Origin of the sequence: Halomonas sp. SpR1 (assembly GCF_031010175.1) — a bacterium.
Lineage (GTDB): Bacteria > Pseudomonadota > Gammaproteobacteria > Pseudomonadales > Halomonadaceae > Vreelandella.
On record NZ_JAUAMB010000011.1, the window covers coordinates 75,257 to 100,789 of the forward strand.

General features: G+C 57.6%; 24 protein-coding genes and 2 riboswitches. Of the genes, 16 read left to right on the plus strand and 8 right to left on the minus strand.

Features of this window, described 5'->3' with window-relative positions:
• Nucleotide 1: 1 nt before the first annotated feature.
• Together QT231_RS10200 and xylB are read left to right on the plus strand one after the other, a co-directional pair.
• A complete protein-coding gene (locus QT231_RS10200) occupies nt 2–1,084 on the plus strand; it encodes a sn-glycerol-3-phosphate ABC transporter ATP-binding protein UgpC (protein ID WP_308336787.1) in 1,083 nt (360 codons plus the stop codon).
• A 19-nt stretch (nt 1,085–1,103) separates the two neighbouring features.
• On the plus strand, nt 1,104–2,597 hold the full coding sequence (xylB, locus tag QT231_RS10205; RefSeq protein ID WP_308336788.1) for a xylulokinase: 1,494 nt from the start codon (nt 1,104–1,106) through the stop codon (nt 2,595–2,597).
• Nucleotides 2,598–2,680: 83 nt separating this feature from the next.
• Here the strand turns inward: xylB and QT231_RS10210 are convergent, their stop codons facing one another.
• From QT231_RS10210 to edd, 4 genes are all read right to left on the minus strand, one after another.
• A complete protein-coding gene (locus tag QT231_RS10210) occupies nt 2,681–3,643 on the minus strand; it encodes a carbohydrate kinase (RefSeq protein ID WP_308336789.1) in 963 nt (320 codons plus the stop codon).
• 93 nt (nt 3,644–3,736) lie between these two features.
• Nucleotides 3,737–4,606 carry an aldo/keto reductase gene (locus QT231_RS10215; RefSeq protein ID WP_308336790.1) on the minus strand — a complete coding sequence of 290 codons (870 nt, stop codon included), beginning with the start codon at nt 4,604–4,606 and terminating at the stop codon, nt 3,737–3,739.
• Nucleotides 4,607–4,628: 22 nt separating this feature from the next.
• Complete coding sequence (gene glk / locus QT231_RS10220; protein WP_308336791.1) at nt 4,629–5,594, minus strand: glucokinase; 966 nt, start codon at nt 5,592–5,594, stop codon at nt 4,629–4,631.
• Nucleotides 5,594–7,483, minus strand: a complete 1,890-nt coding sequence (gene edd / locus QT231_RS10225) for a phosphogluconate dehydratase (RefSeq protein ID WP_308336792.1) — start codon at nt 7,481–7,483, stop codon at nt 5,594–5,596. Before edd ends, glk begins: the two co-directional genes overlap by 1 nt.
• Before the next feature lie 280 nt (nt 7,484–7,763).
• Here edd and cobT point away from each other — a divergent pair, with 280 nt between their 5' ends.
• The 11 genes from cobT (at nt 7,764) to QT231_RS10280 (ending at nt 18,161) form a co-directional block, all read left to right on the plus strand.
• Nucleotides 7,764–8,813, plus strand: coding sequence for a nicotinate-nucleotide--dimethylbenzimidazole phosphoribosyltransferase (gene cobT, locus QT231_RS10230; protein ID WP_308336793.1), 1,050 nt, complete (start codon nt 7,764–7,766; stop codon nt 8,811–8,813).
• Nucleotides 8,810–9,814 carry an adenosylcobinamide-phosphate synthase CbiB gene (gene cbiB, locus QT231_RS10235; protein WP_308336794.1) on the plus strand — a complete coding sequence of 335 codons (1,005 nt, stop codon included), beginning with the start codon at nt 8,810–8,812 and terminating at the stop codon, nt 9,812–9,814. Before cobT ends, cbiB begins: the two co-directional genes overlap by 4 nt.
• Complete coding sequence (cobD, locus tag QT231_RS10240) at nt 9,811–10,947, plus strand: threonine-phosphate decarboxylase CobD (protein ID WP_308336795.1); 1,137 nt, start codon at nt 9,811–9,813, stop codon at nt 10,945–10,947. The genes cbiB and cobD overlap by 4 nt, the downstream gene beginning before the upstream one ends.
• The gene (locus QT231_RS10245; protein ID WP_308336796.1) at nt 10,931–11,482 is read left to right on the plus strand and encodes a bifunctional adenosylcobinamide kinase/adenosylcobinamide-phosphate guanylyltransferase; all 552 of its coding nucleotides are present in this window, start codon (nt 10,931–10,933) and stop codon (nt 11,480–11,482) included. Before cobD ends, QT231_RS10245 begins: the two co-directional genes overlap by 17 nt.
• 11 nt (nt 11,483–11,493) lie before the next feature.
• Nucleotides 11,494–12,264, plus strand: a complete 771-nt coding sequence (gene cobS / locus QT231_RS10250; protein ID WP_308336797.1) for an adenosylcobinamide-GDP ribazoletransferase — start codon at nt 11,494–11,496, stop codon at nt 12,262–12,264.
• Nucleotides 12,201–12,854 carry a histidine phosphatase family protein gene (locus QT231_RS10255; protein WP_308336798.1) on the plus strand — a complete coding sequence of 218 codons (654 nt, stop codon included), beginning with the start codon at nt 12,201–12,203 and terminating at the stop codon, nt 12,852–12,854. Before cobS ends, QT231_RS10255 begins: the two co-directional genes overlap by 64 nt.
• On the plus strand, nt 12,806–13,231 hold the full coding sequence (locus tag QT231_RS10260; protein ID WP_308336799.1) for a bifunctional adenosylcobinamide kinase/adenosylcobinamide-phosphate guanylyltransferase: 426 nt from the start codon (nt 12,806–12,808) through the stop codon (nt 13,229–13,231). The genes QT231_RS10255 and QT231_RS10260 overlap by 49 nt, the downstream gene beginning before the upstream one ends.
• A gap of 64 nt (nt 13,232–13,295) precedes the next feature.
• Nucleotides 13,296–13,521: riboswitch (cobalamin riboswitch) on the plus strand.
• Between the two features lie 159 nt (nt 13,522–13,680).
• Nucleotides 13,681–15,501 (plus strand): TonB-dependent receptor domain-containing protein, encoded by a 1,821-nt coding sequence (locus QT231_RS10265; RefSeq protein WP_308336800.1) that lies wholly within the window; start codon nt 13,681–13,683, stop codon nt 15,499–15,501.
• Complete coding sequence (locus QT231_RS10270) at nt 15,482–16,405, plus strand: cobalamin-binding protein (protein WP_308336801.1); 924 nt, start codon at nt 15,482–15,484, stop codon at nt 16,403–16,405. Before QT231_RS10265 ends, QT231_RS10270 begins: the two co-directional genes overlap by 20 nt.
• Entirely contained in the window at nt 16,405–17,391 is a 987-nt protein-coding gene (locus QT231_RS10275) for an iron ABC transporter permease (protein ID WP_308336802.1), read from the plus strand. Before QT231_RS10270 ends, QT231_RS10275 begins: the two co-directional genes overlap by 1 nt.
• On the plus strand, nt 17,391–18,161 hold the full coding sequence (locus tag QT231_RS10280) for an ABC transporter ATP-binding protein (protein WP_308336803.1): 771 nt from the start codon (nt 17,391–17,393) through the stop codon (nt 18,159–18,161). The genes QT231_RS10275 and QT231_RS10280 overlap by 1 nt, the downstream gene beginning before the upstream one ends.
• Nucleotides 18,162–18,164: 3 nt before the next feature.
• Here QT231_RS10280 and QT231_RS10285 read toward each other — a convergent pair whose 3' ends face one another.
• On the minus strand, nt 18,165–19,055 hold the full coding sequence (locus QT231_RS10285) for an NAD(P)-dependent oxidoreductase (RefSeq protein ID WP_308336804.1): 891 nt from the start codon (nt 19,053–19,055) through the stop codon (nt 18,165–18,167).
• 220 nt (nt 19,056–19,275) lie between these two features.
• On the opposite strand from QT231_RS10285, the gene QT231_RS10290 reads away from it, so the two are divergent.
• Both QT231_RS10290 and QT231_RS10295 read left to right on the plus strand, forming a co-directional pair.
• On the plus strand, nt 19,276–19,467 hold the full coding sequence (locus QT231_RS10290; protein WP_308336805.1) for a tautomerase family protein: 192 nt from the start codon (nt 19,276–19,278) through the stop codon (nt 19,465–19,467).
• 251 nt (nt 19,468–19,718) lie between these two features.
• On the plus strand, nt 19,719–20,330 hold the full coding sequence (locus QT231_RS10295) for a Yip1 family protein (protein WP_308336806.1): 612 nt from the start codon (nt 19,719–19,721) through the stop codon (nt 20,328–20,330).
• Nucleotides 20,331–20,364: 34 nt separating this feature from the next.
• Here QT231_RS10295 and QT231_RS10300 read toward each other — a convergent pair whose 3' ends face one another.
• Genes QT231_RS10300 through QT231_RS10310 form a run of 3 tightly spaced genes read right to left on the minus strand, consistent with a single transcriptional unit; the run spans nt 20,365 to nt 23,206 of the window.
• Nucleotides 20,365–21,129, minus strand: a complete 765-nt coding sequence (locus tag QT231_RS10300) for an ABC transporter ATP-binding protein (protein WP_308336807.1) — start codon at nt 21,127–21,129, stop codon at nt 20,365–20,367.
• Nucleotides 21,129–22,193, minus strand: a complete 1,065-nt coding sequence (locus QT231_RS10305) for an iron ABC transporter permease (RefSeq protein WP_308336808.1) — start codon at nt 22,191–22,193, stop codon at nt 21,129–21,131. Before QT231_RS10305 ends, QT231_RS10300 begins: the two co-directional genes overlap by 1 nt.
• Nucleotides 22,190–23,206 (minus strand): ABC transporter substrate-binding protein, encoded by a 1,017-nt coding sequence (locus QT231_RS10310; RefSeq protein ID WP_308336809.1) that lies wholly within the window; start codon nt 23,204–23,206, stop codon nt 22,190–22,192. The genes QT231_RS10305 and QT231_RS10310 overlap by 4 nt, the downstream gene beginning before the upstream one ends.
• A gap of 63 nt (nt 23,207–23,269) precedes the next feature.
• Nucleotides 23,270–23,462, minus strand: a riboswitch (cobalamin riboswitch).
• A gap of 335 nt (nt 23,463–23,797) precedes the next feature.
• Between QT231_RS10310 and QT231_RS10315 the strand changes: the two genes are divergently transcribed.
• Complete coding sequence (locus tag QT231_RS10315; protein WP_308336810.1) at nt 23,798–25,528, plus strand: AAA family ATPase; 1,731 nt, start codon at nt 23,798–23,800, stop codon at nt 25,526–25,528.
• Nucleotides 25,529–25,533: the final 5 nt, after the last annotated feature.

The window sequence follows — 25,533 nt, forward strand, 5'->3', positions numbered from 1 at the left end:
GATGGCTAACATTACGCTGGAAAATGTGCAGAAACGCTTTGGGGAAGAACGGGTGATCCACGGTGTGGATATCGAAATTAACGATGGTGAGTTTGTCATTCTGGTGGGGCCTTCCGGCTGCGGTAAGTCCACGTTGCTGCGCATGATTGCCGGGCTTGAGTCGATCAGCGACGGCAATGTGAAGATCGGCGGGACGGTGGTGAACGATATGTCACCCAAAGCGCGCGATATCGCCATGGTGTTTCAGAGCTACGCGCTCTATCCGCACATGACGGTGGCTGACAATATGGGCTTCTCCCTCAAACTCTCCAAAGTAGCTAAAAATGAAATTAACGCGAAGGTGAATGCTGCCGCTGAGATTCTCAATTTAGAGCCGCTGCTAAAACGTTTTCCCCGTGAACTTTCCGGTGGCCAGCGTCAGCGCGTGGCGATGGGCCGAGCGATTGTGCGCGACCCGCAGGTGTTCCTGTTTGATGAACCGCTTTCCAACCTGGATGCCAAGCTGCGTGTTTCCATGCGCACGGAAATTAAAGAGCTACATCAGCGGCTTAAAACCACCACCGTGTATGTTACCCACGACCAGATTGAAGCCATGACCATGGCTGACCGAATTGTGGTACTGCACCAAGGCTACGTTCAACAAATGGGTACACCGCTGGAGCTTTACGACCATCCTGCCAACTTATTCGTGGCCAGTTTTATCGGCTCGCCTGGTATGAACTTGATTCATGGCCAAGTGGGCGACGATGGGCAGTTCCAGGTGCAGGGCGGTGGCCAATTGCCGTTGGGGGATATTGATATCTCCAACTCGGCGGGCGACGCGGTCTACGGTATTCGCCCTGAGGATATGACGCTGGCAGATCAAGGCGTTCCGGTAGAGGTGATCACGGTGGAACCCACAGGCGCTGAGATTCACGTGGTCGCCAAGTTAGGCGATCAACATATCACCATTGTGTTTCGTGAGCGCCATCAGGTTAAGCCCGGCGATACCATCCACTTGGCCATCAACGTGAATAAAAACCATCTGTTTGATGCCGCGAGTGGCGAGCGAATTGCCTGGCACGCCTCCTCTCGGGCAGCCTAACCACAAGGCGGAAGGCTCCATGAGTACGCAGACTTATTTAGGCTTGGATATTGGCACTTCGGCGGTAAAAGGCGTGCTGGTCGATACCCATCAGCTGTGTCTTGCCACCGCAAGTTCGGCTTACAGCGTTACCCACCCCCATGCTGGATGGGCGGAACAAGCCCCTGAGCTTTGGTGGCAAGCCGTTGAGGAGGTGGTCGCGCAATTAAGGCGGCAGGCTGACGCTGCAATGGCAAAAGTAGCCGGGATAGGTCTATCCGGCCAAATGCATGGGCTAGTGGTTCAGAATCAACACGGCGAGGTTATTCGCCCGGCTATTTTGTGGAACGACAGCCGAGCCAGCCAGCAGTGTCAGCAGCTTAAAGAGCGCTTGCCTGAGTTGGACGTGGCCACCATTACCAGTGTTGAGCCCATGCCCGCCTTTTGGGCAGCCAAACTGTTGTGGTTAAAAGCCCACGAGCCGGAAACGCTAGCAAATGCCCATCACTTCCTGTTGCCGAAGGATTACGTGCGTTGGCGGATGAGTGGTGAGCGTATCACCGACATGTGTGATGCCGCGGGCACCCAACTGCTTGATCAAGCCAGGCGTGTGTGGAGCCCGGAGATTTTGGCCGCGTGTGGGATCGCAGAGCACCAGTTACCGCACTTGGCGGAGGGCAGTACTGCTTTGGCCACGCTCAATTCGGATATCGCAGCTCGGTGGGGTATTGAAAACCAGGTTCCAATTGCTGCCGGTGCGGGAGATGTAGCAGCAGGGGCGATAGGGTTGGGGGCCATTAACGAAGGGGATGCCTTCTTTACCCTGGGAACGTCGAGTCAGCTGTTTATCGCCACCTCTGGCTATCGCCCTGCACCTGAGCATGCGTTACACGCCTTTGCGCATGCGCTTCCGGAAAGGTGGTTTCAAATGGCGGCCATGCTCAATGGGGCAAGCGTACTTGCCTGGGCAGCGAAGTTGATGGGTGTCTCAATTGACGAGGCCCTGGCTGCCGCTGAGAAGCAAAAGGTGAGTGCGTCGTCGCTACTGTTTTTGCCGTATTTAAATGGCGAGCGAACCCCGCATAACGACCCCGATGCTCGTGGCGTACTGTTTGGCTTACACCCTTCCAGTGGCGTCGGTGAAGTGACTCAGGCGGTGCTGGAAGGGGTGGGCTTTTCGTTGCGGGAAGCGCGAGATGTCATCGAGCAGGCCGGTACGCCGATAGCGCGATTAACTGTGATTGGCGGGGGCAGCCGTAGTGATTATTGGCTACAGCTTCTGGCGGATATTTTAGAGCGACCAATTGCGCGTTGTGAAGAGAGTGAGTCGGGCCCTGCCTTTGGCGCCGCGCGTCTAGCGCGCTTGGCGGTCACCCAGGAAAATCCCGAAGCGGTCTGTCAGCCGCCGCGAATTGAAAGGGTGTTTGAGCCGAACCTGGAAAATTATCGGCATAGCCATAATTTCGAGCGTTATAAGCGACTATACCGTGCTCTAGCACCTGAATTTGCCACAACATTTAGACTGGATAATTAACCAGCCGCTAGCAAACGCCACCCGCATAGGTGGCGTTTTAGATTAAGGGCTTTCAATAGGCCCTAGTCACTTTATCTGATATATCAACCTGCACGCAGCGCTTCAATATCCGCATGGGTGGGGAGTGAGGCGTAAGCGCCTGGGCGAGTAACCGCATGGGCGCCGCAGCGACAGGCGGTATCTACTGCCCGATGAAGAAAATCGGCATCGTTCTGCCAGTTTTCGTTGATACCGTGGGCTGAAAGCTCGGCCAGTAGCCCGCCAATAAAAGCGTCGCCGCCAGCGGTGGTATCGACTGCCTCCACTTTAGGTGGCGAAATGCGCTGGTCGATACCGACGCCTTTAAGTACAACGTCGTTGGGGCCATCGGTAATCAAGATAACCTTAACCCCTGCCGCCAAGCGTTCTGAAAGCCATGATTCTGCAGGGTGATCGGCGCGCAAATAGTCGAGCTCTTCCTGGGAGAGCTTGAGTAGCTCGGCGCCGTCCAGCAGCTGTGTGACTAAGCTGGCATCCGCTTCACCGCCGGGCCACAGGTTATGGCGCAGGTTGGCGTCTACGCTGACCAGGCAACCTGCGCGCTTGGCCATGGTGGCCATCGCCAGGGTAACGTCGGCGATCTCAGGGTCAGTCAGGCTGTTACTGCACAAGTGCAGAATGGCAGGATTCTCGAAGACGCCATGAGGTAGATGCTCAAGGCGATAGAGCAGATCAGCGGCGGGTGGGCGATAAAAATCAAAGGTGCGTTCGCCAACGTCATCCCGGGAAACGAACGCCAGCGCCGTGCGTGACTGTTTTGTGAGCATAACGCCGCTGGTGTCGACGCCATGACTTTTAAGTTCACGCAGCAAAAAATGCCCAAAAGTATCGTCACCCACCATACCCAGAAACTGGCTAGGTACACCCAAGCGGGCGCAGGCGACCGCCACGTTCGCGGGGGCGCCACCGGCGTAGGGGGTAAAGGTTTCATGGGTATCAGTAGCGGCTCCCAAACGACTGGAGAGCATATCGACCAGCGCTTCCCCAAAGGCAATAACGGGTGTCATTTGTGGCTCCTTATTGTGATTAATGTATTTGTTTTAAAACAAGCAGTTTTGCACCGGGCAGTTTTTTACCTGACAGTGTTGCACTGGACAGTTTTATGCCACGCAGTGGCCGCGTGCGGCTTCAAGCAGTTCGTACCACGCTTCCCGGGGTAGCGTTGCAGGGCCATTAAGCATATCGCTGATGCGCTCAGGTTTAACGCTGCCAATCACCGGTACCGGCGAGTTGGGCAGGCTGCGCAGCCATGCCAGCGCTAAAGCGCTGGGAGCGCACTCAAGCTTGGTTGCCCACTTATCCAAACAGTCGCTAACGGCGCCTTGCATCAATTGCCCGCTTGCCAGAGGTGACCACGCCATGGGAATGTGGCCATCGGCACATAGATCGTCAAAGCTACCGTCAAATAGCGGGGCTGTGTGAGCAATCGAGAGCTCAATCTGGTTGGCGGATAAGCGGTGATGCATGGCGCCTTGCAAGCGCCGCCACTGGCTGGGCAGGTGGTTGGAAATGCCTGCAGCGCCAATTTTGCCTGCTTCAATGGCATCGTCCAGTGCACGGCCAGTAGCTTCCGCGTCCATCAGTAGATCGGGGCGATGAATCAAAAAGTGATCGAGGCATTCGACGTTTAAACGCGCAAGTGATGCGTCGATAGCGCTACTGAGATAAGCGGGGCTAGCGTTGTAGTGCTTTACCATACCGGAGCTGGGGGCTGGGTTGTCGTTAGCGATGCTCGCTTTAGTGACGATATTAACCCGCTGAGCCAGGGCTGGACGTGTTTTTAGCGCGGCGCCAAACAGCGTTTCACCTTGGTTGCTACCGTAGATATCGGCATGGTCAAACCAGTTTAGGCCCTGTTCCAGGCGCGCTTCGATCCAAACGGCCAACTGCTTAGGGTCGTGCATGGCAGGCGTTTCGTGCAAACGCATCATGCCGAGAGCAAACGGCACATCAAAGGTGGCGGCGGGCATAGCAGGTTCCGTATTGATGTTGTTAGAAAACTTCTTCGTTATGCAGCGCTTCGGCGGCGCCTAGCAGCCCCGTCCAGGGCGCGGTCACCACCCATACGGGGATATCAGCGTTATAAGCGCCCATGCGGCCTTTATTGACAAAGGCGGCGCGCAGTTCGCTTTTCGGCAGCCACTCCAGCAGGCGGGGGAGAATACCGCCGCATAGATAAACCCCGCCCCTTGCGCCCATGGTTAACGTGGCGTCGCCGCACACATCGCCAAGAATTTTGAGAAAGCGCAGCAGGGCTGCCGCTGCAAGGCTATCGCCCTCGTTGGCCGCTGTGGTCACCTCTGCGGGAGTGGTAAGGCGTGGCTCAACGCCCTCAAGGCTACAGTGCGCCTGGTAAAGCTCCAGTAAGCCCTGGCCGCACAAAATGCGCTCTACGCTCACCCGCTTATGACGTTGCAGAAATACATCCAACAACGCCACCTCGGTGCTATCCGTGGGGGCAAAGGTGACGTGACCGCCTTCGGTGGGCAGCGGAATCCATGCGTGTTGCCCAGGAAATACCCCGGCAACGCCTAGGCCAGTGCCTGGGCCGATAATTAAGCGAGTGGAGTGGGCCTGGATTTGTCCCGGCTGAACCTCAACCAAATCAGTGGCCGCCACATGGGGAACACCCAGCGCCTGGGCGGTAAAGTCATTGATGACCTTAAACAGCGAAAGATTCAGCGCCTGTTGAACGTCGCTCTTTAAAAAGTCCCAGTGGTTATTGGTCATTTTGACCCGCTCATTATGAACGGGGCAGGCGAAAGCCAAGCAAGCCTCTTGAGGCGCGTTGTCACCGATGGCGCCTACACGGCTCAAGTAGTCTTGAACCGCTTCTACAACACCGGGGTAGTCGGCGCAGGGTAGGTTCAAAATATCGCGGGGGGTGATTTCACCGGGCGACACCAACGCCAGGCGTGCGTTGGTGCCCCCGATATCGCCGATTAAAGCCGGTCGCATCAGGCATCCTCTTCTGAGATCTGCCCCTGCTGACGGGCAAGGTCGTCGGCTTCAAACCCACCAAACACACCTGCACCTTCTTCACCCCGCATGGCCAGATGGCGGAAGCCGCCAAATAGCTCACGTCCCAGGCCTGTATGGTAGTGATCCAGGTTGGCAACCACTAAATCCCGTGCGGCCCAGGTGGCGGGGTCAACCTTGGCTTCCAGCGTACCTGCGTTGGCATCCAGACGGACAATATCGCCATCGCGCAGTTTGGCGAGAGGGCCGCCGTCCAAGGCCTCGGGACTCATATGAATGGAGGCAGGCACCTTGCCTGACGCACCCGACATGCGGCCATCAGTGACCAGTGCCACCTTGTAACCACGATCCTGCAGCACGCCCAGGAAGGGAGTGAGTTTATGCAACTCGGGCATGCCGTTGGCTTTGGGGCCCTGGAAGCGAACCACTACGATCACGTCACGATCCAAGTCGCCGGACTCGAAGGAGGCTTTCATTTCGTTTTGATCTTCGAAGATCTTGACCGGCGCTTCTACGATGCGATGCTCTTCCTTCACCGCGGAGACTTTGATTACACCGCGGCCCAGGTTGCCTTTCATAACGGTTAAGCCACCCGTCGGTGCAAAGGGTGTAGCGACCGGGCGCAGGACATCTTCATCCAGGCTATTTTCGGGGCCTTCGTGCCAAACGATTTTGCCATCCTCCAGGAACGGCTCCTGGGTGTAGGCGGTCAGGTCGGTGCCGAAAACCGTGGGTATATCGCCGTGAATCAAGCCCGCGCCCAGTAGCTCACGGAACAGGTAGCTCATGCCGCCCGCTGCTTGGAAGTGGTTAATATCCGCTTGGCCGTTGGGGTAGACCTGCATCAGGCTGGGGGTGACCGCAGAAAGCGCGGTGAAGTCGTCCCAGTTCAGGGTAATACCGGCAGCGGCGGCCATGGCGATCAGGTGGAGCGTATGGTTGGTCGAGCCGCCGGAGGCCAGCAGGCCTACCACGGCGTTAACAATCGCGCGCTCATCGATCTGCTTATAGAACGGACGGTAGTCGCCGCCGGGCTCTGTGTTGCGAATCGTCTGCTCGGTAGCGTAACGGGTCAGCGCTTCGCGCATCTCGGTGCCAGGGTTCACAAAAGAGGTGCCGGGCAGGTGCAGCCCCATCATCTCCATCATCAGCTGATTGGAGTTGGCGGTACCGTAGAAAGTGCAGGTGCCGGGGCTGTGGTAGGAGTCTGACTCGGCTTCCAGCAGCTCAGCGCGGCCAACCTTGCCTTCCGCGTAGAGTTGGCGGATACGCGCCTTCTCTTTATTGGGCAGGCCGCTGGGCATGGGGCCCGCCGGTACGAACGTGGCGGGCAGGTGACCAAAGCGTGCCGCGCCAATAAACAGCCCCGGAACGATCTTGTCGCACACACCCAGATAGAGCGCGGCATCAAACATATTGTGGGAAAGGCCCACCGCCGTGGCCATGGCGATCACATCCCGGGAAAACAGCGATAGCTCCATGCCCGGCTGGCCTTGCGTCACACCGTCACACATGGCGGGAACGCCACCGGCAAACTGGGCGGTGGAGCCCATTTTCCGGGCCGCATCTTTAATCGTCTCGGGAAAGGTTTCCAGCGGCTGGTGCGCCGAGAGCATATCGTTGTAGGACGAAATAATGCCCAGGTTGGCGCTGTTCATCAGCTTCAGTTCGCCCTTGTCACGCGGGTTACAGGCGGCGAAGCCGTGGGCTAGATTACCGCAGCTTAGCTCAGCACGGTGCACGCCACGTTTGTGCTGATCCGCCATGCGCCGCTCATAGAGGGCGCGACGCTCAGCAGAACGCTCACGGATGCGCTGGGTAACCTCAGCAACGGTGGGATTTAACGTAGCAGGTGTTGAGCTCGGCATAGGGACCTCTGCATGATAGAGACGGTGGGTAAAGATTGTAGTTATTTTACATTTTTTGGTGTCAATTTAAGAGACTTTACGGCAATAAAATCCATATTTGTAGTTTTATTACCCGAATGTAGGGTGGCGATGGCGCCACGCTCACATTCTCAAGAAGTCATGAACTCCTAACAGGGTGGAAGACCTGTTGAGGAAATAGCAAGTATAGCACCCAGGCTTTTGCTACCATTTTGCGCCTTGCCTTTAAATGTTTGATGACTTCTAGTGAGCCGGAGCCTGCATGCACGCCATTGTTGACCAGATTCAGTCAGTTGATCTCAAGGCTGGAGAAGCGACGCGACGCTACTTGGATACGTTGACCAAACCGCCAGGTAGTTTGGGGGCCCTGGAAGAATTGGCTATTCAGCTGAGCACCATCACTGGTGAGCTTAAGCCCAAGGTGATGCCGCCTGCGGTGATCGTGTTTGCTGCGGATCATGGCGTTGCTATCGAGGGAGTATCCGCCTTCCCCCAGGAAGTGACTGCCCAGATGGTGGCCAACTTCGCCAACGGTGGGGCGGCGATTAACGTGTTTGCCCGGCAAATAGATGCGCTTGTTGAAATAGTCGATGTCGGCGTGGCCGCGACGTTGACAATGACGGGGGTAACCTCTGCCAAAGTGCGCCATGGCACTGCCAATATGGTGGAAGAAGACGCCATGCAATCGGCCGAAGTCATTAAGGCTATGGATGCGAGCGTGGCTGCCGTTGAAAGGGCAAAAAAGGCAGGCGCAAAATGCCTCATTGTCGGTGAAATGGGTATTGCCAATACCACCGCCAGTAGTGCGATGTTAGCAGTACTGACGGGTGAGTCGGTGGCTCGTGTGGTCGGTGCTGGAACCGGGATTAACCCACAGCAGCAGGCTCACAAAGTGGCGGTGATTGAGCGCGCTATCGCGGCGCGTAACGCTGACCCCCAGGCTCCTCTGGCGGTGCTTGCCAAGTTGGGTGGCCTGGAAATTGCTGCGATGACCGGCGCTTATTTAGCAGCTGCGGCCCAGCGTTTACCCACTGTGGTGGATGGCTTTATTGCCACCGTGGCCGCGCTCACCGCCTGTCGAATATGCCCCGCTGTACGCGGCTATCTGATTTTTGGCCACCGCTCCCAGGAGCCAGGGCATGACGTAGCGCTAACGGCTCTAGAGGCTAGGCCGCTTCTCGATATGGGCATGCGGCTAGGGGAGGGCAGTGGTGCCGCGCTGGCGTATCCGTTGCTGCAGGCGGCAACAGCGATGGTGGCGGAGATGGCGACCTTTAACGATGCCGGTGTTAGCGATAAGGCGAGGCTATGAGCGCAAGCGCTACATTTACCGGCGTAGCGCTGATCGCTTTAGCGATCATGATTGATTTAATCGTGGGTGACCCACGCTCAATACCGCATCCGGTGGTTCTGATAGGGCGCTTTATTAGCGCTTTTGAGCGACTGTGGAACCGTGGCACGGTGCAGCAGCGCAGAGTCAGTGGCTTCCTGCTAACCATTATTGTCGTCGGTGGCGTATGGGGGATTAGCTGGCTAGCGCTGGGGCTGCTAGCACGATTGCACCCCGGACTGGCGCTGATTGCCGAGCTTTGGCTGCTATCTACTACGCTTGCGATTAAAGGCTTGGGCGATGCGGCCCACGCCGTGGTTGAACCGCTGACAAAAGGCGATTTGCCCTCCGCACGTAAGGCGCTGGGAATGATAGTAGGGCGCGATACGCAACGCTTGGATGAAGCAGAAGTCACCCGAGGCACGGTGGAAACCGTGGCGGAAAACACGGTGGATGGTATTACCGCGCCGTTATTTTTCGCCCTCATCGGCGGGGCGCCCCTAGCGCTGGCGTATAAGGCGGTGAATACCCTGGATTCGATGGTAGGTTATAAAAACCAGCGCTATGCCGATTTTGGTTTTGCCTCCGCGAAGCTGGACGACCTAGCCAATTGGATTCCCGCACGCTTAACCGCACTGTGTTTGTGGCTCGCTGGCCTGCTACTGGACGTTACAAGTATTTTGAATCTGCGCTGGAAAGGCGCACTGAACGGCACCTGCCGTGATGCGCCGCGTCATCCAAGTCCCAATGCGGGCTGGCCGGAGGCCATGGTGGCAAGGCTACTCGGCGTTCAGTTGGGTGGCACTAATCACTATCAAGGCGTGGTGTCTCGGCGCGCGACCCTAGGTGAGCCGCTTGAAGTGCTGCAGGTCACGCATATCACTGCCGCGGTGCGTTTAATGCACGGTGCATGGTTGCTGTTTATGGTGCTGTCAGTGGTGGTAATAACGGGCATATTATTCATTTTTAAGGGGCTACTATGAGTCAATGTATGTGGCCCAGCTCTCCATGGCCGAGCTCTCCATGGCCCAGGCATGGCGGCCAAGCGGAGGCGCTATTAGCGCACTTCGGTTTGCCCGTCGATCACCGCTTGGAAGATTTTAGCGCCAACCTCAACCCATTGGGGCCTCCGGCCTGGGTGAGCGATTGGCTAACGAAGCAGTTGGCTGGCCTTGAGCGCTACCCGGCGCCCGATTATTCCGCTGCTCGCCAAGCTATTGCTGCCCACCACCAACTCCAGCCCGAACAGGTGTTGCTAACCAACGGCGGCGCCGAGGCGATTTTCCTGGCTGCCGCGCTGCATGCGCGGAAGCGAGCAGCCATTATTACTCCAAGCTTTGGCGAGTATGCCCGCGCCTGTTGTGCCCATCGGCTCTCAGTCACTGAGATCGCGCTGCCCGCGCCGCACTTTACGCTGGATGTTGATTCGCTATTGGCCGGGCTTAACGGCATTGAGATGCTGTTTTTATGCCGCCCCAATAATCCTACCGCTACGCTTATTGACTTGCCGACCATGGAAGCCTTGCTGGATCACACCGCCGCCTTGGGCTGCCGAGTGGTAGTCGACGAAGCTTTTATTGATATGGTTGGGGAACTGCCACAAAAAGCCTCGCTGGCACCACTGTTGGTGCGCTATCCGCATTTGATTCTGCTGCACTCAATGACCAAGTTTTACACTCTGCCGGGGCTGAGATTGGGCTATATGCTTGCGGATACAGCAACGATTAAGGCAGCAGGGAGCCACCAGCCAGCGTGGAGTGTTAACCATGTGGCGGCTGAACTGGTGGCGCCGCTGCTGAAAGATGGTGCCTTTGCCCGGCGTACCCAAGCGTGGTTGGCCTGCGAGCGGCCGCGTATGGCCCAAGCGCTTACCGAATTGGGTTTGGACGTTGTGCCCAGTCAGGCATGTTTTTTTCTTATTCGCCCCGGTACTGAACACGAAATAACTACTGATGCGCTTTTTGAGCAGCTACTGCGCCGGGGCATTTTAGTGCGCCATAGCCACAATTTTGCCGGGCTAAATGGCGAATGGCTGAGAGTGGCGCTGCGCGACGAACCTGCCAACCGGCGGCTAGTTAATGTGCTGAAAAAGGTACTGCATGATTGTCTTCGTTAGCGGCGGCGCACGCTCCGGCAAAAGTGATATTGCCGAGCAGCGGGTAGTGGACACAGCGGGTAGCTCACCCTGTTACTACTTAGCGACCGCAGCAGTGTACGACTCAGAGATGGCTGAGCGAGTGCTACGACACCAGCAAGCTAGAAGCGGTCACGGGCAAGCTGTTCGATGGGTTACGCTAGAGGCGCCTGTGGATATAGATCAAGCGCTGGCCGAGGTGCCGGATGGCAGCGCGGTGCTGCTGGACTGCTTAACGCTATGGTCTAGCCAAGTGCTGTATACCAGTGAGCTGAACGAAGAAGAGGGCATGGCGCTGCTGGCCAATACGTTATCGGACGCGCGCGCGCGCAGCATTTATCTAGTGATTGTCTCTAACGATATTAACGAAGCGTTGCCGCCCACTGATACTGAAACCTGGCGATATCTTACCTTTCTACAGCGCGCCCACCGCTGGTTAGCGGCAGAGGCGGACTCGGTGCTAGAAGTGGTCGCGGGCTGTGCCATTGAATGGAAAAATGACGGAAAGCTTCTTTGAAAGAGAGCACTGTGAAAAACGTTCTATTCGGTTTTGTGCTGGCGCTTCAGTTTTTGACGCGCATCCCGATTCCCATTGCCGCCCCCTGGACACCCGACACTCGTCGCTGGGCGGTACGCGCCTATCCCTTGGTTGGCCTGTTGATCGGCAGCGTGCTGGTGCTTCTAGCGTTTGCGATGCACGACGCCCCCACGCCGATCACCGCGCTGGCGATATTAAGCGTCTGGGTGGCGCTCTCGGGTGGGCTGCATTTGGATGGCGTTATGGATATCGCCGATGCGCTGGGCAGCAATCAGCCCCTGGCGCGCCGCTGGGAGATCATGAAAGACCCGCAAGTCGGCAGTTTTGGCATACTGGCGCTGGTGTTTCTACTCGCCTGGAAGGGTGTTCTGCTATGGGCATTGCTCACCTATCAAGCGCCGCTCTGGTGGCTGCTGGTGGTGCCCGCGCTTGGGCGTTGGGCAGGCGCTGCCTTGCTGGTTCTGACGCCCTGCGCCCAGCCGAAAGGCCTGGCGTGGAGCTGGCAGCAGTCGCTTAGCGGCCAGGATGTGGCACTGGGGCTGGTACCGCTGGCAGTTATCGCGCTGTTAACCCCCGCACTGGTGTTGATGGGGCTCTTGGCGGCTGTCTTTGTAGCACTTTCACGCGGGTTTATGCTGCGACTGTTTAACGGTATTAACGGCGATATGGTAGGCGCCACCATCGAAGGAGGAGAGCTTTGGCTACTGATCTTAGTGTGGAGCTGGTGGCAGTCCGTCACGGTATCACCGCTTGGAATTTAGAACGCCGTTATCAGGGCCAGCAAGATATTCCGCTGCTGCTTCCTGAAGCTGAAGAGGGGCTGTTCGCACTGCGTGATGCGCTGGCGGATGAGCGTTTTGATGCCATTTACTCAAGCGATCTTAACCGCTGCCAGCAAACCCTGGAGTGGTCACTAGTCGCCAAGCTAGGCGTGCCGCTGACGCTTGAGCCACGCCTGCGCGAGCTCGATTTTGGCGAGTACGAAGGCAAGGTTTACGACGAGTTAAAGGATTTACCCCATTACCGCGCCTGGATTGATAGCGTCGGCGAGCTACAAATCCCCGGCGGCGAATCGGCGGCCCAGCTGCGTGCGCGCCTGGAAGCCTGGCTGCACGATGTAGCAGTCAATGCTCAGCAGGGCGACCACGGTAAGATTCTAGCCGTCACTCATGGCGGCGTGATTCGTGAGCTGCGCCGCCGCTTTGAAACCATTCATTTCTGGGATGGCACGGTGGCTCAGGCCCAAGGCAGGCGCTGGCAACTGATTTATAAGCAAAATGAACAAGGCAAAGGGGAATGGCAATGCAGCTCTTCATCGGCGGTGCCTGCGCTGGCAAACGCGAGGCCGTAGCGGCTCGCTTTCCCGACGCTTTATGGCATCGGCTAGCGCCGGGTCAGCGACTGGCGGAGTGCCAGCAAACGCTGATTGCCGACACGCCGCTGGTGATAACCGGCGTGCTCGCATGGTTAGAAGCCGCGTTAGCAAACGCGGAAAACGGCTCACCTCGCCAGCAGTGGCAGGGCGATTTGGTAAAGCTGTGCCAGCACGCCGAGCAGTTAAATGCGGCGTTAATTGTTATCGCCACCGAAGTCGGTCGTGGGATTGTGCCCATGCAGTCCGGACAGCGCCGCCTGCGTGATCTAAACGGCTGGTTTAACCAAGACGCCTCTGTTCAGGCCAAGCAGGTGTGGTATGTGCGGCATGGGCTGCTGATGGCGGTTAAGTAGCCACTGAAACTTTTGCTTAACAGTGCCATGCCACCTTCAATTGACCGCCCCCCAACAAGTTGCTAGCTTACGCCCACTCTCAGGTGCTGGCGGTGTAAAAAGCCGCTAGTGAAACGGGAAGTTGGTGATTTACGTAATTCCAACGCTGCCCCCGCAACGGTGATCGAGATAACAACGGCTATGACGCCACTGTGCTTATGCACGGGAAGGTGGTCGTTCGGAAATGCGCATTGTTAGATGCTGCCTTTCGCTCGTCAGCCCGGAGACCGGCCCGAGAGTAACGGTTCTCGCCTGAACCGATACATGCCGAGACGCGGTGGGTGCTCTCAGGGCGATTAACGGTGGCACGACGCAATTATGCAGTGCGACCGTGATTTCCTTGTCTTGTCCTGCGCTCGGTCAATAAAACGACGTTGTGCGGGTGAGCACGACGAGCAAGGGATCCCATCATGAACCACCGTTTCCACACCACCACCAAACGGGCGGCGTTTAGCATGGCTGCCTTACCGCTAGCCGTTTCCTTTTCAGCCCAGGCCCAATACGCTGAAGCGACGACCGAATTGGCCACGCTTGATCCTGTCGTGGTGACCGCTGCGTTAGCGCCGCGCACTGCCAACGAGAGCCTTTCATCGGTTAGCGTGCTGGACGAAGCCACTTTTCGCCGCCAAGACCCCACCAGCTTGATTGATCTTCTGCGCGGCCAGCCGGGCGTTGATATCACCAGCAACGGCAGCTTTGGTAAAAACAGCAGCGTTTACCTGCGCGGTACGCCTAGCGATGCCTCCGTGCTGATGATCGACGGTATTCGGCTGCGATCTGCCACGGCGGGCGGCGCCGCATTTCAGTATCTAGACCCACGCATGTTTGATCGCGCGGAAATCGTGCGCGGCCCACGCGGGAGCCTTTACGGTGCGGATGCGGTCGGTGGTGTCATTCAGCTGTTTACCCCTGATGGCGACGAAGAGGGCCCGCACCCCAGAATCTCAGTTGGCGGTGGTTCCTTTAATACCCAGCGGTTAAGTGCAGGCGTTTCTGGTCGCGAGGGGGGCACGCGCTACAGCTTTGCCGCTAGCCATTTCGATACCGATGGCCAGCCTGTTCGTCGCGGTGGTGACGACAAAGGCTACGACAATACGTCGGCGCTGGCCCGCGTCGCGCATACCTTTGAGAGTGGCGCTGAAGTCGGCATGCTGGCGCTGCGCGCTCGCGGTAACAACGAATATGACGGTGGAGAGAATGATTTTGTCCAGCAGGTGGCAGGCATTTACGGCGAGGTGCCGGTCACCGATACCTGGCAGAGCCGCCTGACCCTTAGCGAAGCCCGCGATGAGCTGGATACGATTGATAATTTTGGCGACTCGATCATTGATACCCGCACCCAAACTGCCCGCTGGCAGAACAACTTTCAGTTTGGCGCCCATGAGTTGATCGCTGGTGCTGAAATCAGCGAAGACCGCGTTTCAAGCACCAACGATTTTGACGTCACCAGCCGCGATAACACCGCTGTGTTTACCCAAGGGCTGCTCGACTTCTCGCCGTTTGCCATTCAAGCCAGCCTGCGTTACGACGACAACGAAGCCTATGGCGATGAAGTCACCGGCAGCTTGGCGCTAGGCTACGATCTGGATAACGATCACACACTGCGTGCCAGTGTAGGCACTGCATTTAAAGCGCCGAGCTTCAATGACCTCTATTGGCCGGATTCGGGTAACCCCGATCTCAATCCGGAAACCTCTGAAACTGTTGAAGTGGGTGTTCGCGGCCAATATAGCCAGTGGTTCTGGGATTTGGCTGCCTTTCAAAACGACTACGATGATCTGATTGCCTGGGCACCAACATCGAGCGGTTTATGGGCACCGCAAAACGTTAACCGTGCGCGTATACGTGGTGCCGAGCTAGCCAGCGGGGTCGAGGTCAACGATTGGACACTCCAGGCTGCCTTTACCTATCTGGATCCGGAAGATCGAGATACCGGTAATCGCTTAGCTCGCCGGGCCAGTCAAAGTGTGCGCCTGGATGCAGACCGCGAGCTTGGCGATTGGTCGTTGGGAGGCTCGTTAGTCGCGCAGAGTTACCGCTACGATAACGTCGCCAATACCCAGCGTTTAGGGGGCTATGGACTGGTTAACCTGCGCGCGGGATGGCGGTTTGCGCCACTCTGGAGCGCTCGTGTTACGCTAGAAAATGCCTTTGATAAAGAGTATTCGACGTCACGTGACTATATTAACGCTGGTCGAGCAGGATTCTTGAGTGTTCACTTTGGTCAATAGAGCAAGGAGTGTTGCGCGTGGGGCCTTGGGCCTCGCGCTGCTGCTATTGTCGGCAGCGTCGTTGGGCCATGATCACTCGCGCTGCGTAGTGGATGATCGTGACCGTGAAGTGTGTCTTCATAACGCTGCCCAGCGCATCGCCACGCTCTCGCCCGGTGCCACTGAACTGACCTATGCGGCGGGCGCAGGGGATCAAGTGGTCGCCGTCGTCTCTTTTAGCGATTACCCGCCGGAAGCCCAACAAGTGGTCTCGGTGGGCAGCCATACCCGAATTGATCTAGAAACGCTGGTGGGTTTGGCACCTGATCTAGTCGTTGGTTGGGTGACCGGCAACCCCGCCGAACAGCTCGAAACCCTTGAAGCCCTTGGCATGCCCGTGTTCTATATCGAGCCCCGCGATGTAGCGGGCGTGGCCAGTGCCATTGAGCGTTTGGCGCGACTGGCAGGCACAGAGGCGGCCGGGCAAGCGGTGGCTGATGATTTCCGCGACACCATGGCCGCGCTTGCGTCGCGCTACCAAGATCGCGCCCCGGTAACCACGTTTTATCAGGTTTGGGATGAGCCGCTAATGAGCGTTAACGACCAACACCTTATCGGCCAGGTGGTCGAAATGTGTGGCGGTGAGAATGTGTTTGGCGAGCTGTCTCGGCGGGTGCCGCGTATCGATGATGAGGCCGTGTTAGCCGCGAATCCTGAAGCGATTGTTGCCGGGGGCATGGGCGAAGAGAACCGCCACTGGCTGACCCACTGGAAGCAGTACCCTAACTTGATGGCGGTTGAGAAAGAGAACCTTTTTTTTGTGTCTCCTTCGCTGATTCAACGGCCCACACCGCGCCTGATGGAGGGCACGCAGATACTCTGTGAGAAACTTGATATCGCCCGCCAAAAACGCGAGCGGCGTTAATGCTAGCGCGGCTAGGGTTTCCGCTTGGCTTGTTGTTGCTAGCCGCGCTGGCTTCGCTACTTATTGCCCTTGGCGTCGGCAGCGCACAGATTTCTCCGGCGCAAATTTGGGACGTGGCGCTTAGTCATATAGGGCAGGGTGGAGGTGACGCCCTGGCGCGCACCATGGTGATGGAGCTGCGCCTACCCAGGGCGCTCTCGGCGTTTGCCGTCGGCGGTTTGTTGGCGGTCGCGGGCGCCCTGATGCAAGTGTTACTGCGCAATCCTCTCGCTGACCCTTATGTGCTGGGGCTTTCCGGCGGTGCCTCGATTGGTGCGCTGGCGGCCATGCTGGGAGGGCTTGGCGGATTGGCGATTTCCAGCTCGGCATTTGGCGGCGCCTTGCTATCGACGTTTTTAGTCTTCGGTTTGGCCCATGGCAGCGGTAGTTGGACGCCTTCGCGATTACTGCTTACCGGCGTAGTGGTCGCGGCGGGGTGGGGCGCTGTGATTACGCTAATGCTGGCGTTGAGCCCCGCCGAACGCTTGCCGGGCATGCTCTACTGGCTGATGGGCGATCTCTCTTATTCGCGCACTCCTTGGCCGCCGTTACTGCTTTTATTGGCTACCTGCGTGGTGCTGATTCCGCTGGGGCGCAGCCTAAATGTGCTGGCTCGTGGCCCACAGCAAGCCGCTGCGCTGGGCGTTGCGGTCAGGCCGCTGGAGTGGTGTATTTACGTTGTCGCCAGCCTGCTCACCGCCGCGGCTGTGACCACCGCAGGCAGCATTGGTTTTGTCGGCTTGGTCGTACCGCATATGCTGCGCCTGCTGTTAGGCAACGACCAGCGGCTAATACTGCCCGCCTGCGCGCTGGCGGGCGGCACGCTGTTAGTGCTGGCCGATACGCTAGCCCGCACCATGATTGCACCAGAGCAACTCCCCGTTGGGGTCATTACCGCGCTACTGGGCGTGCCCACCTTCCTGTTCCTGCTCTACCGGAGCCGCTGATGAGCGTACTGGCTACCCGAGACCTCATCATCGACGTGCCGGGCCGTGAAGGGGGCACGCCGCTTAATTTAACCGTTGAACCAGGCCAGGTGTGGGGAGTGTTAGGCCCTAACGGGGCGGGTAAAACCACACTGCTGCATACCTTGGCAGGGCTGCATGCCCCACGTTCAGGCAGCGTTCAACTCAACGACGCAGCGCTTGGTCAGCTGCGCCGCCGCCACATCGCCCAGCGTTTAGGCGTGGTATTTCAAGATCGCCAGGATGGATTCCCGGCGACTGTGTTGGAAACGGCACTGATTGGTCGCCATCCCTACCTATCCCCATGGCAGATGGAGGGCGCCGATGACTACGCCCGCGCCGAAGTTGCTCTCGAGCGCCTGGATGTGGCGCACCTACGCGATCGCTTGGTCAGCACGCTTTCCGGGGGCGAACGCCAGCGGGTGGCAATTGCCACTGTACTGACCCAGGCGCCCAACCTATGGCTGGCCGACGAGCCCACCAACCATCTGGATCTTCACCACCAGAGCGCCGTGATGGCGCTGATGGCGGAGCAGGCTGCCAAGGGACAAGCCGTGGTGATGTGTCTACACGACTTAAATCTGGCGGCCCGCTGGTGCGACCATATTTTGCTGCTCTATCCCAATGGCGAGGCGTGCTGGGGGTTAAGAGACAACATGCTGGTGCCCAGCGCGTTGGAAAGCCTCTACCGCCAGCGACTAGCGGTGGTAGAAGTGGATGGCGCTCCGGTGTTTGTGCCGATAAAAGAATGAAACCTACTGCTCCAGCTCATCCCGCCAGGAGTGGCGCGGTGCGAAGCCGACCAAACGCCGGGCTTTTTCAATACTATAGAAGGTCTCGAACTCGCCCATTTCGCGCTTGATCGGCACCCCGGCGTAGAAGCGTTCGATGACTTCGGGGTTGGTCAGTCCCACCGAAAGGTCGTCATTGGCGACGTTGAACACCTGGTAGCCCAGGCCGTCTGTCTTCAGGCAGCAATCGACCATCTGGCCCAGGTCGCGGGCGTCGATGTAAGCGAAGATATTGCGCCGACGCAGGGCCGGGTTGTCCATGTAGGCTGGAAAGTTCTGACGGTATTCATGGGGTTCGATGACGTTGTTAATACGTAGGCCATAGATGTCGATGCCCGAGCGTGCCTGGAAAGAGCGTGCCGTTACCTCGTTGACCACCTTGCTCATGGCGTAGCTGTCTTGAGGCACGGTGGGGTGCTCTTCATCGATGGGGAGGTAGTCAGGCTTCTTTTCGCCATCGGCGAAGCAAACGCCGTAGGTGGTCTCGCTGGAGGCGAAGATGACCTTGGGAATGCCCAGTTTGGTGGCGGCATCCAGCACGTTATAAGTGCTCAACGTATTGATACGGTAGGTCTCGTTGTCTGGCCGGTGCAGGATGGCTGGAATCGCTGCGAAGTGGACAATGGCGTCGTAACGCGGCACGCCAGTGCCTGGCTCCAGTTCGTCGAACCCGGCGTAAGCCTGGCAAGCATTGAATACTTGACCTGCATCGGTCAGGTCGGTCTTCAGGGTGGTAATGCCGGGCACATCGGACGTCACCCAATCCAGGTTGGTGACTCGGTGGCCTTGGTCGCGAAGATACGCCGTCGCATGACGACCAGCCTTGCCACTGCCGCCGGTGAATAAAAGTCGCATAGGGATATCCCATCAATTAATAGAATGAACCACTCCACCTTAGCAAAGAAAGGTTGGTTCCGTCGGGCTCTAAGAATGGGTTCCAGCCAGATAGTTGGCCAACGCCAATTCCAAGCGAGCTTGGCAAGTAGCCTCAAATCAATATGATGCAGTTGAAGAAACGACATATTATGTTCTTCGAAATAGCATTAATCAGCCCTATTAACCAGGAGGCATCAATATGCCTATCGTGACTATCCAGCAGTCGCCGCGTTCAGTCGAAATGAAGCGTGAACTGGCCCATAAAATCACCGAAGCGTTTGTGCAAGCTTATGAAATTTCACCTGATGCGGTGCAAATTTTCTTTGCTGAAACCAGCCATGAGAATTGGGCAAAAGGGGGCGAGCTAGCGATTGATTGGAAAAAGCCGTAGGGGGCTGTCACCTCTTCAGGTTTCTGCGGTGACAACTGGTTTGGTCGGTGCTAACTGTCGTCGCTGTGGATACTCTCTGGGCGTATTTCTCATTAACAGTGGATAAAAGCTTCTCCTAAAATAATGTTTGTGTTCTACACTAAACTTGATTCGGCGCTTTGTTGATCTGCTCGATCAACGTTTGACCCTAACAGCCTGACCCTAATCGCCTAACCCTAATAACAATGCATCTACAAAATCGGGAGGTCGTTATGATCCATCATGTTTGGGGGCTTCTCCATCATCCTGAAAAAGAGTGGCATTTGATCCGTGGTGAGCATGAATCTATCAGCCATCTCTATGCCCACCATGTCCTGTTACTCGCTGCTATTCCTGTCGTCTGTGCGCTGATAGGGACTACCCAGGTCGGCTGGACGTATGGTGGCTCTGAAACCTATAAAGTCTCACTTCCCAACGGTATTGCATTAGGCGTGGCTTTTTATGCGTTGATGCTAATGGCTGTGGGGGTTGTGGGCAGTATGATCCATTGGTTGGCCCGTCGTATAGAAAACCGCCCCAGCCGCCGTGATTGCCTTATTTTTGCGGGTTACATTGCGACACCGATGTTCCTGTGTGGCGTTTTTGCCCTCTATCCGGCTTTTTGGTTCTGTATGCTGGGTATGGTGATCGGGCTACTCTACAGCGCCTATCTACTCTATAAGGGAACCCCCAGCTTTTTAGGCATCAGCCATGAGCGCGGGTTTATCCTGTCAACAACGACGCTGGGTATCGGTGTTCTGGTGCTGGAGGCGCTGCTCGTAGTGATTGTACTGCTGTGGAGCATGGGCACGGATCACAGCGTGGTGTGGCATTTTTTCCGTTAAAGGGTTTTCCTAGCGTGCTTGAAGCAGGCGCTGGCTAAATCGCACTACGAAACCGCATGATCTGTTTGCCATCGACAGCGTCGTCAATCACGTGGGCATGCACCCCAAAGGTCTGCCGGAGGCGGTTGGCGGTGAGTACGTCGTGAGGGTGGCCGCTGTCGATCAGGCGGCCGCGATCCATTACGCCGATGCGGTCACACTCCATGGCCTGGTTAAGGTCGTGTAGCGAGATAATTACCGTAATCGGCAACTGCCTGACCAATTCAAGAATCGACAGCTGATGACGAATATCCAAGTGGTTGGTGGGTTCATCCAGTAGCAGGATTTTAGGCTTCTGGGCCAGCGCGCGGGCAATGTGCACCCTCTGGCGCTCGCCGCCAGAGAGTGTGTGCCAAAGCCGGTCGGCCATATGCGCCATATCCACATCGAATAGCGCTTTAGCGACAATGGCGTCATCATTGCTTGACCAAGGGCGTAAGGCGGTAAGGAAGGGCGTACGTCCCAGTGACACCACCTGGCCGACGGTAATGCGGTCGGTGGTGTCTGCCTGTTGCTCAACCAGGGCAATAGACTGGGCAATCGCCCGTTGCTTGAGGGTGTGTAGAGGTTGGCCATCAATCAGCACCCGCCCTGCCTTGGGTTTGTTCAAGCCTGCCAATAGGCGCAGAAGGGAGGTTTTGCCCGAACCGTTCGGCCCCACCAGGCCATAGGTTTGACCTGGCTCGACGGTGAGGTTGACGTCAATAAGCAGAGGCGTGCCATGCACAGCCCAGGCGAGTTGTTCAGCTGATAACTGCATTATGACCTCTTGCCGCGCACTAGAATCAGCGCAAAAGCAGGCGCGCCGATCAGCGAAGTAATCACCCCAATAGGGAGTACCTGGCCGGGCACCAGCACCCGGGAAAGAATATCCGAGCCGATTAAAAACACCGCACCCGCCAAGGCAGTCGCCGGTACCAACCGAGTATGGCGGCTGCCTACGATAAAGCGCATGGCATGGGGAATCACCAAGCCCACAAAGCCAATCGCCCCCACGATAGAGACCATCACCGCCGTGACCAGTGCCATAGCAATAATCAGCATGCCACGCACCGGGCGCACCGCGATGCCCATGGAGGCGGCACTGTCGGCACCGAAGGTAAACGCATCCAGTGAGCGCCGGTGCCAGAGGCAAACCAGCAGCCCGAACAGGGCAGCGGGCACCGCCAAGGTCACATCGGCCCAGCGCACCCCGGAGAGGTTGCCCATCAGCCAAAACATAATGCCCCGCGCCTGCTCGGCGCTCGCCGACTTGGTGATGATAAAAGCTGTCAGCGCATTGAACAGCTGCGAACCGGCAATGCCTGCCAGGATAATCGCCCCTGCGGCCTGAACACCGCGGCCACCCCCCACGCCGCTATTGGCAGCATGGGCGAGCATCACTACGATGCCAAAGGCGAGGAGGGCACCCACAAAAGCGCCCAGGGAAAGCGAAAGCGCTCCCGCGCCTAATCCGGCCACTGCTACGGCGACCGCGCCGGTAGAAGCCCCAGCAGATATGCCCATTAAGTAGGGGTCGGCCAAAGGGTTGCGCAGTAGCGCCTGAAGCACTACCCCTGCCAGCGCCAGGCTGGTGCCACAGCAGGCGGCCACAACGGCACGACTAAGCCGGTAGTTCCAGATAATCCCTGCATCGATCCGGTCTACTGCGTAATCCGCACCCAGTAGTTGATTGGCGAGCACTTTGAGAATGGTATCAACCGGAATCGGCGTCTCGCCGATGGCGGTACCCGCGATCAGCGCCACCACGAGCACCAGCGGCGTTATCCATAGCCAGCGTAGTCCAAAACCCGCCGTAGATAGCCGCGTTAACGCTATGCTCATTCGTCAAATGCCATCGTCGAGAGCGCCTCGGCTAGCGATTCCAGGCCGTAAATAGTGCGCATCGTAGCGCTCATGGCATGGGCATCCATCTCCACGATGCGGTTATTTTTAACCGCGCTCATCTCACGTGTGACCGGGTCACTGCGCAGAAACTCACGCTTGGCTTCAATATCGTCGGCAGGAAAGCGGCGGCGATCCATGTGGGCGATAACAAGTAAATCGGGGTCAGCTCTTGCGATGCTCTCCCAGCCCACCGTGGGCCACTCCTCATCGGACTCAATCACATTACGAATGCCGAGTTTGTCCATCATATAGCCCGGTGCGCCCAACTGACCCGCAACAAAGGGGCTAACCCCCAGGTCTGTCGATGAAAACCAGAAGGCCGCCGACAGGTCTTCCGGTAGATCAAGGCTGCTCGCCAGCTCAATAGCGCGCGCTTCGCGGTCGATAAGATCGACTACAAGGGCCTCGCCTGCGTCTTGAACATCGTAAATGTCGGCTAGCTCGGTGATTCCCTTATAGATTGAATCCGTGGAGAAAGCGGCCGTGCGGGTACCATCGCCACCGGTAGAGTTATCCTTGGTGTCGCAGTCGGCGGGCATGATATAGGTGTTAATACCCAATTCATGAAACTGTTCACGGGTAGCGACGCTACCGGTAGGGCCCACGTGCCACTCATACTGAACCGCTACCAGATCTGGCCGCTTATTGACCACGGCCTCAAAGCTTGGGTCGTCATCGGCGATCCGCTCGATCGCTTCATTGGCTTCAGCAAACTGGGGTAGAACCGGGTTGAACCACACCGAGGTGCCGTTCACTCGGTCAGCGAGCCCCAGCGAATAGAGGATCTCCGTGGCTGATTGGCCCACCGTCACCGTTCGCTCTGGGGGTGACGCCACGCTGATCTCTACGCCGCAGTTGGTGAGCGTAAGCGGGTAGTCGGTGGAGGCGTAAGCCGCCTGGGTAAGGCCAACAGCGCTCGCGGCGATGGCCGTAGTCAATCTCAACATCATGTACACTCCCGTGCATGATGAGCTCAGCATTCAGTCGGCAAATACCGACCGAGCCACTCCGCTCAATGTTAGTTATATGTCGGCAGTTCTCCTGACTGACGGGTCATGGCTAGCTCGCCTTCCCAGACTATGTGTCCAGTGGCATTAAAGAGCATCGCTCGCCGCCTACAGTTGCGGGGGCAGTTCCGTTTCGCGGCAAGCCGCGGCGGATTCTCTATTAAGTTCCGGGGGGAACACCGACGTCGTCCATTCTAGGTGGCAGGTGGATAGCGAACAACAGAAAGCCTAAGGATCTTATGAGACCTCGCAATATATGTAATGTTATAACATTGTATTTTGAGTGCGTGTAAAAATCCAGCAGCATTCTTAGCGTGAGCTGACACACGGCCTCGCAAAGTTAACAGCTTGCAACAGATTGGCCTCCCCGCCATGCCTTCCTCTATACTGAACGCCTTTTATATTTCCACTTCTTTATGAATGGTTTTATTATCACTTGGCTAGTTAGCATGAATCATATTCAAGTCCCTTGCTCCCCAGATCAGTTGGCCAATATGGATCGGTTAGTGGGCTTGGCCAGCACGGGAGGTGCCGGTGAGTGAGTTTCCCTTTGCGGCGGTGGTTGGCCAAGAAGCGCTTAAAACGGCGCTGCTTCTTAATGCTATTAACCCGCGCATTGGCGGGGTGCTGATCAGCGGGCCTAGAGGCAGCGCTAAATCGACCTTAGCCCGGGCGCTGGCCGCCATTCTGCCCAGCGATAGCGACGGGCAGCGTGCTCCTTTTGTTACTCTGCCGCTGGGCGCTAGTGAAGATCGGCTAGTGGGCAGTCTGGATCTGCAAAAGGTATTGGCCGATGGCGAAGCCACTTTTCATGCCGGGCTGCTGGCTAAAGCCGACGGCGGAGTGCTGTATGTAGATGAAGTCAATCTGCTGCAGGATACCTTGGTTGATTTGCTGTTAGACGTCGCCGCTAGTGGTACCAATATCGTTGAGCGCGATGGCATTAGCCACTCCCACCCGGCGCGCTTTAGCCTGATTGGCACCATGAACCCGGATGAAGGCGAACTGCGCCCTCAGCTTCTCGACCGCTTTGGACTTTGCCTTGAACAGGCGGGTGCGCTAAGTATCGACGAGCGCATTGCTATCGTGCAGCAGCGGGAAGCTTTTGATCGCGACCCTGCTGGCACGCTTGAACGGGTTGAGCATGACCAAACCGCCCTGACCGAACGTATTGCTAACGCGCAGCGCTTGCTCAAGGAGATCACCACCGACCCCTGGGTATACCGCACCGTTGCCACCCGCTGCGAAGCCGCCGGTGTTGAAGGCCTACGCGCCGACGTTACCTGGCACCGCGCCGCTCAGGCCCATGCCGCGTGGCGAGGCGTGGGGAGCGTTGAACAGCAGGATATCGATACTGTGGAGCCCTGGGTGTTGGCGCATCGGCGTACTCAGCCGCCAGAGCAGAGCCCGCCGTCATTGCCGTCTAATCAAACGCCTTCAAATGGCGAGGGTGGTTCGTCGTCAGCGAATAACGCACCTACCGGCGGTTCGTCTCATCAGCACGGTGAGCAGGGTCAGTGGGGCGCTATGCCCCCCATGGCGCAAGCGTCGATTAGCCAGCCAGCGCTGAAGCTACCCGATAGCGAAGACCTTTTTCAGCAGACTAAACGCACCGAGACCGCCGCTAGCGCGGGCAAAGGCGTTGCGCTAGGCCAGGGGCGATCCCAGGTGGCGACTTCCCGACTGGACGGGTTTGCGACCATTATCGCCAATCGCGGCCAGTGGCCCTGGCGGCAGTTAAAAATGCGCAAATCTCGCGCGGGGCAGGCCACGGCGCACCTGGTGCTGCTGGATACCTCCGGCTCGACCCTGGGCCAGCGCTTGTTAGGTCAGGCGAAAGGATTGGTTGAATCGCTGGTGACCCTAGCCTACGCCGCGCGGGAGCAGGTGGCAGTGCTGGGATTTGGTAATGGCGGAGTGGTGCCGATACTCTCCCGCCGTCGTGCACCTAAACACGTGCGCAGCACCCTCGACAGTGCCCAAGGCGGCGGTGGAACCCCTCTTCGGGAAGCGATTGTCGAAGCCAAGCGGCTGATTCGTCAATGGCAGCAGCGGGAGCCAGGCCTGCAGGTGCGTACCTACCTGATTACCGATGGCCGCACCCGGGAGTCCGTTGACGATCTCGCCCCGCTGGGCGAGTGTGTGTTAATCGATACCGAACAGTCCAAGGTCAAACGCGGCCAGGGGGCGCGCATTGCCCAGCAGTTGGGCGCGCGCTACTGGCCGGCTGATTTTGCAAAGCCATCTTTAGTAAACCCTATTTGACCGAC

What these genes read in the sequence shown, in the direction of transcription:
- QT231_RS10200 (WP_308336787.1), top strand. Translation starts at nt 2, where the DNA reads ATGGCTAACATTACGCTGGAAAATGTGCAGAAACGCTTTGGGGAAGAA.
- xylB (WP_308336788.1), top strand. Translation starts at nt 1,104, where the DNA reads ATGAGTACGCAGACTTATTTAGGCTTGGATATTGGCACTTCGGCGGTA.
- QT231_RS10210 (WP_308336789.1), bottom strand. Translation starts at nt 3,643, where the DNA reads ATGACACCCGTTATTGCCTTTGGGGAAGCGCTGGTCGATATGCTCTCC.
- QT231_RS10215 (WP_308336790.1), bottom strand. Translation starts at nt 4,606, where the DNA reads ATGCCCGCCGCCACCTTTGATGTGCCGTTTGCTCTCGGCATGATGCGT.
- glk (WP_308336791.1), bottom strand. Translation starts at nt 5,594, where the DNA reads ATGCGACCGGCTTTAATCGGCGATATCGGGGGCACCAACGCACGCCTG.
- edd (WP_308336792.1), bottom strand. Translation starts at nt 7,483, where the DNA reads ATGCCGAGCTCAACACCTGCTACGTTAAATCCCACCGTTGCTGAGGTT.
- cobT (WP_308336793.1), top strand. Translation starts at nt 7,764, where the DNA reads ATGCACGCCATTGTTGACCAGATTCAGTCAGTTGATCTCAAGGCTGGA.
- cbiB (WP_308336794.1), top strand. Translation starts at nt 8,810, where the DNA reads ATGAGCGCAAGCGCTACATTTACCGGCGTAGCGCTGATCGCTTTAGCG.
- cobD (WP_308336795.1), top strand. Translation starts at nt 9,811, where the DNA reads ATGAGTCAATGTATGTGGCCCAGCTCTCCATGGCCGAGCTCTCCATGG.
- QT231_RS10245 (WP_308336796.1), top strand. Translation starts at nt 10,931, where the DNA reads ATGATTGTCTTCGTTAGCGGCGGCGCACGCTCCGGCAAAAGTGATATT.
- QT231_RS10260 (WP_308336799.1), top strand. Translation starts at nt 12,806, where the DNA reads ATGCAGCTCTTCATCGGCGGTGCCTGCGCTGGCAAACGCGAGGCCGTA.
- QT231_RS10265 (WP_308336800.1), top strand. Translation starts at nt 13,681, where the DNA reads ATGAACCACCGTTTCCACACCACCACCAAACGGGCGGCGTTTAGCATG.
- QT231_RS10275 (WP_308336802.1), top strand. Translation starts at nt 16,405, where the DNA reads ATGCTAGCGCGGCTAGGGTTTCCGCTTGGCTTGTTGTTGCTAGCCGCG.
- QT231_RS10280 (WP_308336803.1), top strand. Translation starts at nt 17,391, where the DNA reads ATGAGCGTACTGGCTACCCGAGACCTCATCATCGACGTGCCGGGCCGT.
- QT231_RS10285 (WP_308336804.1), bottom strand. Translation starts at nt 19,055, where the DNA reads ATGCGACTTTTATTCACCGGCGGCAGTGGCAAGGCTGGTCGTCATGCG.
- QT231_RS10290 (WP_308336805.1), top strand. Translation starts at nt 19,276, where the DNA reads ATGCCTATCGTGACTATCCAGCAGTCGCCGCGTTCAGTCGAAATGAAG.
- QT231_RS10295 (WP_308336806.1), top strand. Translation starts at nt 19,719, where the DNA reads ATGATCCATCATGTTTGGGGGCTTCTCCATCATCCTGAAAAAGAGTGG.
- QT231_RS10300 (WP_308336807.1), bottom strand. Translation starts at nt 21,129, where the DNA reads ATGCAGTTATCAGCTGAACAACTCGCCTGGGCTGTGCATGGCACGCCT.
- QT231_RS10305 (WP_308336808.1), bottom strand. Translation starts at nt 22,193, where the DNA reads ATGAGCATAGCGTTAACGCGGCTATCTACGGCGGGTTTTGGACTACGC.
- QT231_RS10310 (WP_308336809.1), bottom strand. Translation starts at nt 23,206, where the DNA reads ATGATGTTGAGATTGACTACGGCCATCGCCGCGAGCGCTGTTGGCCTT.